The 12,399-nt window shown below is 65.0% G+C and carries 11 protein-coding genes and 1 pseudogene; 4 read left to right on the top strand and 8 right to left on the bottom strand.

Annotated elements, in window-relative coordinates; genetic code table 11:
* Window positions 1-38: 38 nt before the first annotated feature.
* From PTE31013_RS18875 to PTE31013_RS18890, 4 genes are all read right to left on the bottom strand, one after another.
* Window positions 39-1,436, bottom strand: coding sequence for a c-type cytochrome (locus PTE31013_RS18875; RefSeq protein WP_425495577.1), 1,398 nt, complete (start codon window positions 1,434-1,436; stop codon window positions 39-41).
* Window positions 1,433-2,119: a (2Fe-2S)-binding protein gene (locus PTE31013_RS18880; protein ID WP_150614292.1), complete on the bottom strand. Its 687-nt coding sequence runs from the start codon at window positions 2,117-2,119 to the stop codon at window positions 1,433-1,435. The genes PTE31013_RS18875 and PTE31013_RS18880 overlap by 4 nt, the downstream gene beginning before the upstream one ends.
* A complete protein-coding gene (locus PTE31013_RS18885) occupies window positions 2,116-5,001 on the bottom strand; it encodes a xanthine dehydrogenase family protein molybdopterin-binding subunit (RefSeq protein ID WP_150614293.1) in 2,886 nt (961 codons plus the stop codon). Before PTE31013_RS18885 ends, PTE31013_RS18880 begins: the two co-directional genes overlap by 4 nt.
* A 554-nt stretch (window positions 5,002-5,555) precedes the next feature.
* Window positions 5,556-6,068, bottom strand: a complete 513-nt coding sequence (locus PTE31013_RS18890; protein WP_150614294.1) for a GNAT family N-acetyltransferase — start codon at window positions 6,066-6,068, stop codon at window positions 5,556-5,558.
* A 91-nt stretch (window positions 6,069-6,159) separates the two neighbouring features.
* Between PTE31013_RS18890 and PTE31013_RS18895 the strand changes: the two genes are divergently transcribed.
* Window positions 6,160-6,750 (top strand): helix-turn-helix domain-containing protein, encoded by a 591-nt coding sequence (locus PTE31013_RS18895; RefSeq protein WP_150614295.1) that lies wholly within the window; start codon window positions 6,160-6,162, stop codon window positions 6,748-6,750.
* A 138-nt stretch (window positions 6,751-6,888) separates the two neighbouring features.
* Here PTE31013_RS18895 and PTE31013_RS18900 read toward each other — a convergent pair whose 3' ends face one another.
* On the bottom strand, window positions 6,889-7,458 hold the full coding sequence (locus tag PTE31013_RS18900; protein WP_150614296.1) for a DUF4019 domain-containing protein: 570 nt from the start codon (window positions 7,456-7,458) through the stop codon (window positions 6,889-6,891).
* Window positions 7,459-7,496: 38 nt separating this feature from the next.
* On the bottom strand, window positions 7,497-7,649 hold the full coding sequence (locus PTE31013_RS24870) for a hypothetical protein (protein WP_174978622.1): 153 nt from the start codon (window positions 7,647-7,649) through the stop codon (window positions 7,497-7,499).
* On the opposite strand from PTE31013_RS24870, the gene PTE31013_RS18905 reads away from it, so the two are divergent.
* A complete protein-coding gene (locus tag PTE31013_RS18905; RefSeq protein ID WP_246174715.1) occupies window positions 7,648-8,766 on the top strand; it encodes a GGDEF domain-containing protein in 1,119 nt (372 codons plus the stop codon). The genes PTE31013_RS24870 and PTE31013_RS18905 overlap by 2 nt on opposite strands.
* A 69-nt stretch (window positions 8,767-8,835) precedes the next feature.
* Here PTE31013_RS18905 and PTE31013_RS18910 read toward each other — a convergent pair whose 3' ends face one another.
* Window positions 8,836-9,555 (bottom strand): glutathione S-transferase C-terminal domain-containing protein, encoded by a 720-nt coding sequence (locus tag PTE31013_RS18910; RefSeq protein WP_150614298.1) that lies wholly within the window; start codon window positions 9,553-9,555, stop codon window positions 8,836-8,838.
* A 134-nt stretch (window positions 9,556-9,689) separates the two neighbouring features.
* On the opposite strand from PTE31013_RS18910, the gene PTE31013_RS18915 reads away from it, so the two are divergent.
* Both PTE31013_RS18915 and PTE31013_RS18920 read left to right on the top strand, forming a co-directional pair.
* Window positions 9,690-10,214, top strand: coding sequence for a DUF2471 family protein (locus tag PTE31013_RS18915; RefSeq protein WP_150614299.1), 525 nt, complete (start codon window positions 9,690-9,692; stop codon window positions 10,212-10,214).
* Entirely contained in the window at window positions 10,202-11,947 is a 1,746-nt protein-coding gene (locus PTE31013_RS18920) for an exonuclease domain-containing protein (RefSeq protein ID WP_150614300.1), read from the top strand. The genes PTE31013_RS18915 and PTE31013_RS18920 overlap by 13 nt, the downstream gene beginning before the upstream one ends.
* 51 nt (window positions 11,948-11,998) lie before the next feature.
* Here PTE31013_RS18920 and PTE31013_RS25005 read toward each other — a convergent pair.
* Window positions 11,999-12,100, bottom strand: a pseudogene (locus PTE31013_RS25005) (transposase); the annotation flags it as partial.
* Between the last annotated feature and the right edge of the window lie 299 nt (window positions 12,101-12,399).

Here is a 12,399-nt window from a genome sequence, read left to right on the forward strand (position 1 = left end):
ATTATGCGCCAAGCCGTCGCGCGTGGCAGTGCGTCGGATCACTTCTGGCGCAGTTGCCTGACGATCTCGGAATTCACGTCGCCCGCCTGGGCGCCGTAGGCCACCCGCAGGTAATTGCTCAGTTCGGCAATCTGCGCGTCGGTGAGCTGCCGCGCGAAGCCTGGCATATCCTGCATCGCCTCCCGCCCCGGGAACGACTGCGGCTCGATGCCGTCGAGAATCGCAACGACCAGGTTGCGTGGGTCCTTCTGGCGCACCGTCGAGTTGCCCAGCATCGCCACCGCCACATGCGGCTTGCCTGTGCCGTCCGCCGCATGGCAACCCGCACACACGGCAAGATAGAGGTTGCGGCCCGCCTTCAATTGAAGCGTGTCGGGACGATCCGGCAACGGCGTTGGCGCGGGAGGCGCGTCGCCGAGCAGATACGTCGAGAGCGCGCGCAGATCGTCAGGCGTGAGGTATTGCGTGCTCAGATGCACCACCGGATACATCTCGCCGAATGCCGACCCTTGCGGAGCGATCCCCGTGCCAAAGAACGTTTGCAGATCCTTCACCGTCCAGCCGCGCGCCGCCAGCGCGTCGGGGGTCAGGTCGGGCGCGCTGATCCGGGCGAGCGCCGCCCCACCGAGCGGCTTCGCGCCGTCGAGCTGACCGAACGTGCCGCGCGGCGTGTGGCACTCGGCGCAGTGCCCCAGGGCGTTCGCGAGATAGCGTCCGCGCAGCCAGTCGGCCGACTGCCCCTTCGACGCATCGGGCAGCGTGTCCTTCAGGAACATCCAGTCCCACACCCGCATACCGAAGCGCACGTTGTACGGGAACGAGAGATCGTGCTTGCGGTTGGGCACGGCGGCCGGCTTGACCGACATCAGGTACGCGTAGATGGCATCGCTGTCCGCTCGGGTCATCTGACGATAGGACGTGTACGGCATGGCCGGATACAGCGCCTGGTTGGGGGCCATCCCGTCATGCAGCGCGCGGTAGAAGTCGTCGGCCGTCCAGCCGCCAATGCCGTTCGTCTTGTCCGGGGTGATGTTGGTGCCGTAGAACGTGCCGTATGGCGACTTGAGCGGCACGCCGCCTGCAAACGGCGCGCCGTTCGCGCTCGTATGGCAGGCGGCGCAATCGGCCGCGCGCGCCAGATATTTGCCGCGAGTGATGCGCTCGGACAATGTATTCTCCGCCGTCCCGCCGTTGGCCGACGATGCCGTGGCACTCGGGGCATCCGCAGCCATCCCGTTCGTCACGAGCACAGGCGCTGCCGTCGTCTTGGGCATCGGCGGCTGGGCCGGCTTGGGCGGCTTGGGCAACGTCGAGTCGTTGCAGGCGGCGACAAGCAGCACCGCAGCAAGGCAAGCCGTAAGCGCGCTCCAGCGGGTGGCGCGATTCAGGCGCATGGCGTATCCCCTCTTCTTGCGTGCCTCATTCGCGTCGCTCATTTCACGTCCTTGATGCAGCCCGGCGTCTTGAGCACGACGTCGCGCACCGCCGTGTAGTAACGCACGTACCCCGTGCACCGGCAGATGTGGTCGTTGAGGCCCTCGGTGATCGCCGCTTCGAGATCGGCACGCGCGACCGGGTGGCGCTTCAGACGCTCGATCAGCACCGTCGCCGCGTTCACGAAGCCGGGCGTGCAATAGCCACACTGGAAACTGAAGTGATCGAGAAACGCCTGCTGGATCGGCGCGAGCGTGAGGTTGCCGTCGGCATCGCGCACTGCGTGGCCTTCCACCGTGCGCACCGTCTTGCCGTCGAAATAGTTCGCCCCGGTGATGCAAGTGCGCACGGTCTCGCTGCTGCCGTCGGCGTGATCGACGATCACCACGCACGCGTGACAGACCCCTTGCCCGCAGCCCAGACGCGAGCCGGTCAGGCCCAGCGTCTCATGAAGCCAGTCGATCATCATCAGGCCGGCCGGCACGTCCATCGGGCCGTGCGACACCCCGTTGACCTTCACGGTCACGGGCACCGTCTCCCACGGCGCCTTGCCATTCGCAGGGGCGGCCGCCGCGCTCGCCGCAGATGGTGCCGACGCGGCACTTGCCGCACTCATCATGGGCGCCGCGCCCGTCGTCGCCGTAGCGTCCGACGCGGCCTGCGGTGCGCTCGAAGCGTTTGTCATGCCAGTACCTCCTGGATCTTCTCCGGTGTCACCGGCAACGTCGTAAACCGATGGCCGATCGCGTGCGCGAGGCCGTTCACAATTGCGCCCACCACGGGAATCATCACCACTTCCGCAATGCCCTTGGGCACGTCGGTCTCGGAGATCGGTGGCAACACCTCACCGGTTTGCGTCCACACGGCGACGTCGACCGCGCGCGGCAGGTGATATCGGTTGAAATTCCATGTGCCGTTGCCCGGGCCGTCTTCATAGAGCGGCAGATACTCATGCAGCGCGTGGCCGATCCCCATCGCGAGGCCGCCCTGCAATTGGCCCGAGACAAGCTGCGGCGAAATCTGGTTGCCGCATTCGACGATGGAATGGTGCGTGAGCAGTTCGACCTTGCCGGTCGCCTCGTGCACGGACAGCGCCACGAGCGTGCCGACGGCACTGTAGTAGGTCACCGCCGCATTGTTGCGCTGCACCGGCGGGTAATACACACGTTTTCGGTCGAGCGTGCGATAGCCCGCGGCCGGCGTGGCGGCGGCGACATGCCGACCCGCGAGACCCGCATTCGGCGGCGACGTGCTTTTGGCTCCCGACGATCCGGCGGCGGACGCCGTCGGATTCGCACCGCCCGTCCCAAATCGCAGGGCAATCCCGTCGACCGGCAGTCGCTGCGTCACACCGTCGCCCAGATCCCAGTCCGCTTCGGCCCACTGCCACCGGTTGAACACGTGCACTGTCGCCCCGGTCGCCAGGCCCAATGCGTGCGCCGCCTTGGCCAGCATGGGCAACGGCAGCGCTTCAAGTCCTGCGGCCGTGAGCTTGCCTTCGACCCAGCGCGCATCTTCCACGCGCACGACAAGCGGCGCGGCCTGTCCGCCGCCAAGTCCGCGACGCCAGATCGACAGCGCCGCCGGCCACAGCCCCTGCATGAAGAGCAACCGTGCCGCTTCTCGCGTGCTGTGCGTGAAATAGTAGGCGGAGTTCGTCGCGCTCGACGGCGACGCGTATCCGGGCGACCAACGCGGATTGGCGGCGAGCTTGTCCTGCTCGGCCTGCGACATCAGATACGGATCGCCGCTCGTCACGACGGGCAACTCCGGCCAGTCGGTGATCGCGACATGCACTTCCGTGGCCGGCATGCCGAGCCATTTCGCCACGGCAACGGCCTGTGATGTCGAGGTGCCCGTGCCGATCTCCACGGCCGTGTGGTGCAACGAGATCTTGCCGGCCTCGTCGATCTCCACGCGTGCGAACGAGGTCTCGGCACCGGTGCCGAAGTCCTTTTGCACGCAAGCGAACCCCACCCCGTAGCGGCGTCCCGGATGTGCCGCCTCGAACTCCGCTTTCTTCTTCTCGCGCTGAGTCCACAAGGGATGCCGCCTGGCACGGGCGAGCACCTCGTCCACCCGCACGGCCCCCGCCGGAATCGCGCCTTGCGTGTTCTTCATGCCCGAGCGCAGCGCGTTCTTGAGACGAAAATCGATGGGATCGACACCCAACTGTGCCGCCATCTCGTCGATCATCATTTCGGTGGCGGCCATCGACTGCAACGTGCCGTAACCGCGCGCCGAGCCGGCATCGATGGCCCGCGACGCAGTCGCCACGCTCGCGAGATCGCTCTGCGGAATGTAGTAGATCGACTGCGCTGCTGTCGCCCCGACCATCGCCACCGACGGCGAGAAATTCATCCGCCCGCCGCCGTTGCATTCCAAGTCGGCCGCGAACGCCTGAAGCAGTCCGCTCTCCTTGTCGACGCCGAGTCGATAACGCAGGGTGAACGCGTGACGCTTGAGCGACGTCTGGAACTGTTCGTAGCGATCGTTGGCCAGCCGCACGGGCAGGCCGTCGCCGTACATCGCAGCGGCCAGACCATAGAACGGCATGTTGTAGTGATCCTTCGACCCATAGCCCACCGTGTAGCACGGGTAGACGATCAGCCGCTTGACCGGGAAGCGCCCCTTGGCCGCCATGGCCGCCGCGTTTTCCGCGACTTCCGACGGCGATTGGGTGGGCACGACCATATGCAGCGTCTGCGTGGCGGCGTCGTACCAGCCGTTGGCGTTATCGGGTTCGAGCGCCGCCGTGTCGATCGACTGCGTGCGATATTCTCGCGACATCACCAGCCAATTTGCCGGCGGGTGCGAGAGCGATTCGCCGATCTTGGCCGCGTAGGCCATGCCTTGCTCGTCGAGCTTGCCGTGGTCGTTGCCGTCCGGCCACACCGGCAGGTGCTTGCGCATCATGCTCGGGAAGATCGGCGCGTCCTTCAGGCTCGAGTAAATATCATCGTCGTAAGGCGTCTTGCCGCCCACGCGCACGAAGCGGAAGCTGCCCCACGGATCGCGCTCGAGCGCGCCTGTCACGTCGCCGTAGCGAATGATCTCGTCGTGGAACTTGAGTTTGTCCTTGGCGAAGCGAAAACGCGTGAAGTCGCGATAAATCAGGATTGCGACGGCGTGGCCGAGATAGGCCGGTGTCTTGCCCGCCGGCAACAGCATGTCGTCGCCATAGAACGCGGGGAACGCGATCCCGTCGCGTACCAGGTCGTCCGCCGTCACCACGCGATCGGGTTGCAGGCCGTCGTCCAGACGCGAGAGATCGAAGCCGAGATAAGCCCGGTCGGCACGCGTCGCGCGCAGCACGAACGCATGTGCCTGCTGCGCGGGCCAGCCCGGCATGTCGCGCGAGCGCACGTCGCGCGCGAAGATCTTGGCGCCGGTCACCTTGGCCGTGCCATCGATGCGGAACTTCGCTTGTCCCTTGGCGGCGTCCCACGCAACAGGCGTGAGATTCTTGTCTTCGAACAGCGCGGCAAACGCGCGGCTGCCCAACGGCGCGATATACACCGAGATGCCCGCGATCACCGACGCCTTGAGAAACCCGCGACGCGACACAGCGGCACCGGGGGCGTCATCGGGACCCTGGGAGATTCGGGAATGCGGGGAAGATGGGGCAGCAGCGTCCAGACGAGCGTCATCGCTCGACACAGCCGCAGGGCGAGAGTGCTTTCTTGGCAGGCGCGGCATAAGTGTTCCGTCCGTCTTGTTTTGGGGGGATGCATCACGATCACCGCGCGCGCGCAGACATCAACGCACAAAACGGCACTGCAACGATCACGGGGACGAAACGTCGGATACCCCCGCCATCGCCCCACGATGCATGTTCACAATGCGTGACATTCACCTGCTGTGATGCGCTCGCGAAGTTCTGCAAGAGGACGCTTCATGAGTGACACCGGACGTAGCAAGGCTACACGCCGACTCCCGGAATGACAAGGTTCGCCATGACGCACCGCGTGAGAACGCGCGTGTGATGTCACGCAGTGCAGACCGTGCGGCGAGCGCGAGCGACCGATATTCGACGCGGATGATGTTGCCTATGGTCAATGAGAAATGCCGCTATGCCTTTCCAGACATAACGGCATCGGTCAACGCGCGGAGCGCGTGTTTCAGCGCGTTGGGTCCAGCCGCAATTCCATGCAGGTGAGATCGAGCCAGCGGCCGAACTTCGTTCCGACCTCGCTGAACGTGCCGACCGTTCGGAAGCCAAGCTTTTCGTGCAGTCGAATCGACGGCGCGTTCTGCGCTTCGATACTCGCGATCATCACGTGAATGCCGATGGCACGCGCGCGCTCGATCAGCGCACGCATGAGTGTCTCGCCGATGCCGCCGCCGCGCGCATTCTTGTCCACGTAAATTGAATGTTCGACCGTATGGCGATATCCGTCGAACGCGCGCCAGTCGCCAAACGACGCGTACCCCGCCACCGTGCCGTCGCGTTCTGCGACGATCACGGGATACCCACGCGTCACGCGTGCCGCCAGCCACTCACGCCGGTTATCGACGTCGACTAGCACGTCGTTCCAGATGGCTGTCGTATGCTCGACGGCGTCGTTGTAGATGTCGCGAATGGCGGGAAGGTCGGCGTCGGTGGCGTCGCGCACGATGAGCGAGGAAGTCATTTGGGTAGTCCCGCTAGCAAGAAGCCGTGGATGACGGCATGAACAATGCCATCCATTTTACTGGAAATTAATATCCAGTAAAATGGAAGTCATGGACATCAACGAACGTATCGCCCGTCGTGTGCGCGATCTGCGCAGCGAGCGCGGCTATTCCCTCGATACGCTGGCGGAGCGCAGCGGCGTGAGTCGCTCCAGCATCTCGCTCATCGAACGGGCGCAGACCAGCCCGACGGCCAACGTACTCGACAAGCTTGCCACCGCGCTCGACGTTACGCTCGCGTCCTTGTTCGACGAACGCGTGCAGGCGGATGCGCCGCCCTCCCCCTTGGCGCGACGTGCCGACCAGCCAGTCTGGACCGACCCGGACTCGGGCTACGTGCGACGCAACCTTTCGCCAGCACAGCCGTCGCCGCTGCAACTTGTCGAAGTGCAGTTCCCGCCGGGAGAGCGCGTCGCCTACGATGCCGGCACGCGTGAGAATGAAGTCTGGCAACAGATCTGGGTCATCGACGGCACGATCGAAGTCACGCTGGACAACATCGCGTGGCGGCTCGATACCGGCGATTGTCTCGCCATGCGGCTCGATCAACCGATCGGCTTCCACAACCCCGCATCGGCCACTGCGCATTATCTGATCGGGCTCGTAACGTTACCGTTCGTTGCTGCAAGGAGAACACCGTGATGCAAGCGCCTCTGATGCGTGCTGTCGCGAAAGCGCTGTGATATCGACTGAGTCCGGGGGTCGCTTGCCGTGTCTGGGGCCTGGACCACTTGGAACACGCCGATATCTTCGGCCAGCCGCTGCCCCGTCAGCCCGACCTCAGCGCACCAGGTAGCCCGCGACCCGCCAACGGCCGTCGACGCCGAAGGCCATCGTCACCATCTCATGGGCTTCGGCCTTGTGCTCGAAGACCGTGTCGTACTGAATCACCACATACTCGCCGTCCGGCTGCCCCGGCAGGGACCGCGTGAACACCGCGTCATGGGTTTTGCGCGACTTCACCCGTCCCAGCGGCGCGCGCGCGGCTTGCAGGCGCTTTGCCCAGGCGTCGGCCGAGATCGCGCGCTGAAACACCGGAGCGGCCTGCTCCCAGCTTTGCTGCGCGCGATTGATGTCCGCGAGTCCAATCCAGAGGTCGGCGGCTTCAAGCGCGGGACGCACGTCACGATTGATATCCACTGCCGCGGCCCTCGCGCCGCTGGCCGGCATCGAAAACAGCGGCGGTTGGGCCAAGCGGCGCTGCATCGGCGCTTGCTGCGCTTGCACCGGCACGGCGGCAAGCGTGACGAGAGCGGCAAGCCCGGCGGCCATCGCGACGGTCAGTGTCCGCCCTTGAAACGGGCGAAAACGAGGCGGGCGATGTGACGGATACGATCGGGTCGTCGACATTGACGCAAACTCCTAGAGACAAAAAAAGACGAACCTGCTCATTCTACTGGTGCGCCGGACATGTAACGCGCGTAGCGGCGTACATTACAATGCACAACACGTGTCCGCCTCCCCCCGCTGGTCATCGCCATGTTGACGACGTCTTTACTCGCGATCACCTCATTGCTCAGCTTCATGATGTTGCTGATCATGGGGTCTCTTCTCCGCTCCCGCGTGGCGGGCGTTCGCGAGTGGTGTATCGCCAACGTCGCGGTGCTCGTCGCCCTGCCGCTGTTTGCGATGCGCGGCGTGGTGCCCGACTTCCTGTCGATTCCTGTCGCCAACATCACCCTCGCGGGCGGCCTGCTGCTTTACTTCGCGGGTTGTGCGCGCTTTCTTGGTCAGTCGCCGCATTGGCCGGCATTGGGCGCGTCACTGGGGGTGCTCGCTGCCGCCATCGTGTTCTGGCGTTACGGCACGGACGATCCGCAGGCGCGCGTGATGGTTGTCTCGGCCTTTCACGCGGCGTGGCTACTGGCCACCGCCGTGCTCATTGCCCGACATGTCCCCCCGCGTCGGCATCCCTACAACTACTGGCTGACGGTGGGCCTCGCGACAGCGTTCGCCATCGGGCATGCGGTCCGCGGCGCAGTCTTTGGCTGGACGCCGGCCCCCGGCCCCGAAGTGTTCGCGCCCACGATGTTCAACGCCGTGATGCTCACCATCGGCGCGATTGTCATGCCCGCCATGACGATGGGCGCGGTCATGATGATTCACGACGCCATGCTTGCCACCGCCGAAGAAGCCGCCAACCGCGACTATCTGACCGGCGCACTCTCGCGCAAACATTTCGACCTGCTCGCGCGTCAGGAAATGGCACGGGCGGTGGCCCGCAGTTGGCCGCTGTCGATCGTGGTCATCGATCTCGATCACTTCAAGCAGATCAACGACACGCACGGCCATGCGGGTGGCGACACGGTGCTCCGCGAATTCGTAAAGCTCGTGCGCGACATCCTGCGCGAAGGCGATGTCTTCGGGCGACTGGGGGGAGAGGAATTTGCCGTGCTGCTGCCGGGCACGGACACGCCCGGCGCGATCCGCATTGCCGAGCGCTTGCGCTCGCAGGCAAGCCGGCACCTGGTAGCCGGTCCGTTCGGCGTATGCCAATACACGCTCAGTGGTGGGGTGGCGACGTGGCACGAGCACGAAAGCCTCGAAGCACTGTGCATGCGTGCCGACCGCGCACTGTATGCCGCAAAGATTTCCGGACGCAACCTCGTACTCTCCGACGTGCTGCCGAGTGACGAGACGGCCTCCGAGGCGGGCTGATCCAGCACTACCTCAGTAGGCAGCCTCGTTGCCGCCCCCCCCCCCGACTGGCCGATCGGCCGTTAAACCTCAAGCGCCCAAGCCGTCGCCCGCATCGTGAAAAAACTCGCGCCGCATGCGCGTGACATAGGCCGTCAAATTCGGAAGATGTTCGATTTCATCGCGCAGCGCCATGCGGAAATGCGGCGACGCGGCGCTGGAAATGAAACCGAAAGCCGTGGCATCCGCGCCGCAAGGCGCGTCGCCGAAGAAGTACGGTTTGTCGCCGAGCACGTCGGCCGCCGCCTGCGCGCCGCGCTTGAGCAGTTGCGACTGCTCCTGCCGCGTATAGCGCCCGGTGCCTTGTCCATGCAGCGTGCTGCGAATCTTGCGACGGATGAACGCCTGCGCGAGCGGGCGCACCGGCCAGGGAATCGCCTTGAAGAACGAAGCCGGTCCCTTGGCGAAATTTTCATCGTCGCACCAGCGCGCCTGCACCACGTGCCAATAGAAATGATCCTCCAGCGCCTTCTCGAACATCCACGCGGCGCCCCGTCGTTCGGGCGTGAGACCGGCATCGAAATCGAATCCGTACTTGCGCTCGATGTGCAACCGGATCAGCGTCGAGTCCGCCACGATCTCGCCGTCGTCGTCGATATAAGGCAGCTTGCCCTTGGGCGCACGCCGAAAGCCGCTGCGATCCGTCCGATAGGGCAGTCCGGCGAGTTTGAGCAGCATCTCCGCCTTGACCACGAACGGGCTGGCATCGGGCAGCCCGAACGACGGGCCAAAGGTGTACAGGGTCAACATGGAGGCCAGGCTCCTGTGCAATAGGATGGCGCAGAGTATTACATGCACCGGCAACGCCGTCAGGCCTGTCGGGCAGCCGCGCTCGCATACTGTGATTTTATACAGTATCATATCCTCCAATCGAGGAATGTCTTATGGAAACCATCGACTGGGATCAACTGGCGCTGAGCGCCGCCGAACGCGACCTCGCCGGCATCGTGCGAGAGATCGCCGCGCGCTATGGGCGGCAGCGCGCGGGTGCCGCGCAAGCCGTATCGCTGCGCCTTGCCGTCGCCACCGAACCCCATGGAGGGGCGAACGAAGCGAACGATCGGAGCGAAGCAGCACCGGCACTGGCGCTGGACTGGCGCACGCTCCTGGCCATCGCCGACGAGGCAGAGGCGGATATCGGCCTGCATGCACGGCACGAGCCGTGGGCGCTTGCGCGACTGCTGCGCCTGCCCGGCGACGAGGCGTTGCGCCGTGACGGCGCGTTGCCGCCGCTCGATACGCTCGTCGACCTGCATTGGCCCGACGCCCCGGCACCGGCCGTATTCCGTGCCATCGTTGCGGCATTCGGAGGTGACGACCTGCACGGCGAGGACGCGGCCCCGCTCACGGGCGGCCAATCCGTTCGTGGCATCGCTTCGCTCGCCAACGCGCCAGCGTGCCCGGCCTGAGCGCGATCAGGCATCGCCAGCACAACGAGGTGGATGACGTGCGTGACATCGCCATCGAGAACGCCAACACCCCCATCATCCCTGACGAGATGGATCCCGACGCGCTCGCCCGCTCGCTGCCCGCGCCGATGGTCTTCGTCGATCTGGAGACGACGGGTGGCAATGCGCTCGACGACCGCATCACGGAGATCGGCGTGGTCGAAGTCGGCCCACACGGCGTGGAACAGTGGAGCACACTGCTCGATCCGGCCGAGCCGATTCCCCCGTTCATCCAGCAGTTGACGGGGATCACCAACGAGATGGTGCATGGCCAGCCGCTATTCGAGACGCTCGCTCACGGGTTGGCGGAGCGTCTGCAAGGCAAGCTGTTCGTCGCCCACAATGCGCGCTTCGATTACGGCTTTCTCAAAAACGAATTCCGGCGCGCTGGCATCGCCTTCCAGGCCGATGTCCTGTGCACGGTGCGTCTGTCGCGTCTGCTGTTTCCCTCGGCGGCGCGACATGGTCTGGATGCGCTGATCGCCCGCTTCGGCCTCGCCCCGCTCGGCCGTCACCGTGCGCTCGCCGACGCCGATCTGCTCTGGCAGTTCTGGCAAAAGCTCCACACGATTTACGCGCCCGACCTGATCGGGCAGGCGGTGCAACGCGTTACCAAACGCGCGAGCCAGCCGCCGCAGCTACCGGACGACGCCATCGATGCGCTGCCGAACCGCCCCGGCGTCTACCTCTTCTATGGCGAAGGCGACACGCTGCTCTACGTGGGCAAGAGCGTCGACATTCGCGCACGCGTGCGCTCCCATTTCTCCAGCGATCATCAGGTCGCCAAGGATCTTCGCATCTCGCAGGAAATCCGGCGCGTGGAGGCCCGTCGCACGGCGGGCGAGCTAGGCGCATTGCTGCTGGAGTCGCAACTGGTCAAGCAGTTGCAGCCAGTGCACAACCGTCAGTTGCGCCGCGCCTCCCAGCGCTATAGCTGGCAACTCGCGCCGGATGCCGATACGCCACAGCTCGTCAGTGCGAAGGCGGTCGATTTCGCCAGTGCCGGCGCCTTGTACGGTACCTTCTCGTCGCGCACGCATGCGCAGAGTGCGCTGCGCGCGCTGGCCGACGAACATCGCCTGTGTTGCGCACAACTCGGACTGGAGTCGGTGGGGGCCGGGCGCCCGTGCTTCGGATACCAGGTCAAACGTTGTGACGGCGTATGCGTCGGCGATGTACCGCTTGCGGCGCACACCGAGCGAGTCCGCGAAGCGCTCGCCACGTTGCAGTTGGAAACCTGGCCGTACGACGGCCCTATTGCGATTGAAGAGCGCGGGGCCGATGCGGCGGAGGTCGACTATCACGTGATCGACCGCTGGCAATATCTGGGCAGTGTGACGTCGCGTGAGGCGCTGGACACCTTCGTCGACACCCTACCCGCCGTGACCGGCTTCGATCACGACATCTACCACCTGCTGGGTCGACGCCTCGCCGCTTTGCGCCAGACGAGCGAGACTGGCGCGAACGGCATGACTGGCCGGCTGTCCACGGCCACCGAGGAAGCCGTCCCGGCGCCGTCGCGTCATAAGGCGGCGCCGCTGGTCGTTCTACCACTGAGCCGCCCGGCGTTTCGCCTGAGCCCGCTCGAACCGCCGGACGCCACGCCCGGCAGGCCCAGTGCGGCGTTATTGCGCCGTCGCCAACCGCGTCCCGAAGATCCTGCACAATTTCGGCTGCCATTCGACGCACATTGACGAAGACGGGCGGACCTGAGCGCCCGGTTGCGTCATCCGCGCAATGCACCTCGCCACGCCATCTTCGCGGCAAACTTCTGCGACCGTCGTACCGAGCTCGGCCTGTTTCGGTGCGAAGGCCATCTGTTCTTCGGTGTACTTCGATTTCTTCATGCAAACCTCGCGCCCGTCAGGGCTTCAAATTTGCCAGATATTTCCAGTTTTGGATGCGACAGTTTTTCGGGGGGAGGTCACCCGGCACGGACGCCGACAAGGACAAGGACAAGGCGGCACTGTCAGGCGACGCCACCCACGCGTGCCCGGCATTATCGGCAGGGGTTATCGGAGAGAGAAAAGCAAAAACCCCTTGCTACGCGTTGTAGCAAGGGGTTTTTAGGGGAGCCTGACGATTACCTACTTTCACACGGGAATCCGCACTATCATCGGCGTGGAGTTGTTTCACGGTCCTGTTC

Source organism: Pandoraea terrigena (assembly GCF_902459705.1).
GTDB classification, from domain to species: domain Bacteria; phylum Pseudomonadota; class Gammaproteobacteria; order Burkholderiales; family Burkholderiaceae; genus Pandoraea; species Pandoraea terrigena.

Coding starts and splice junctions, on each gene's coding strand:
- PTE31013_RS18875 (WP_425495577.1), bottom strand. CDS start 1,436: ATGAGCGACGCGAATGAGGCACGCAAGAAGAGGGGATACGCCATGCGC.
- PTE31013_RS18880 (WP_150614292.1), bottom strand. CDS start 2,119: ATGACAAACGCTTCGAGCGCACCGCAGGCCGCGTCGGACGCTACGGCG.
- PTE31013_RS18890 (WP_150614294.1), bottom strand. CDS start 6,068: ATGACTTCCTCGCTCATCGTGCGCGACGCCACCGACGCCGACCTTCCC.
- PTE31013_RS18895 (WP_150614295.1), top strand. CDS start 6,160: ATGGACATCAACGAACGTATCGCCCGTCGTGTGCGCGATCTGCGCAGC.
- PTE31013_RS18900 (WP_150614296.1), bottom strand. CDS start 7,458: ATGTCGACGACCCGATCGTATCCGTCACATCGCCCGCCTCGTTTTCGC.
- PTE31013_RS18905 (WP_246174715.1), top strand. CDS start 7,648: ATGGGGTCTCTTCTCCGCTCCCGCGTGGCGGGCGTTCGCGAGTGGTGT.
- PTE31013_RS24870 (WP_174978622.1), bottom strand. CDS start 7,649: ATGATCAGCAACATCATGAAGCTGAGCAATGAGGTGATCGCGAGTAAA.
- PTE31013_RS18910 (WP_150614298.1), bottom strand. CDS start 9,555: ATGTTGACCCTGTACACCTTTGGCCCGTCGTTCGGGCTGCCCGATGCC.
- PTE31013_RS18915 (WP_150614299.1), top strand. CDS start 9,690: ATGGAAACCATCGACTGGGATCAACTGGCGCTGAGCGCCGCCGAACGC.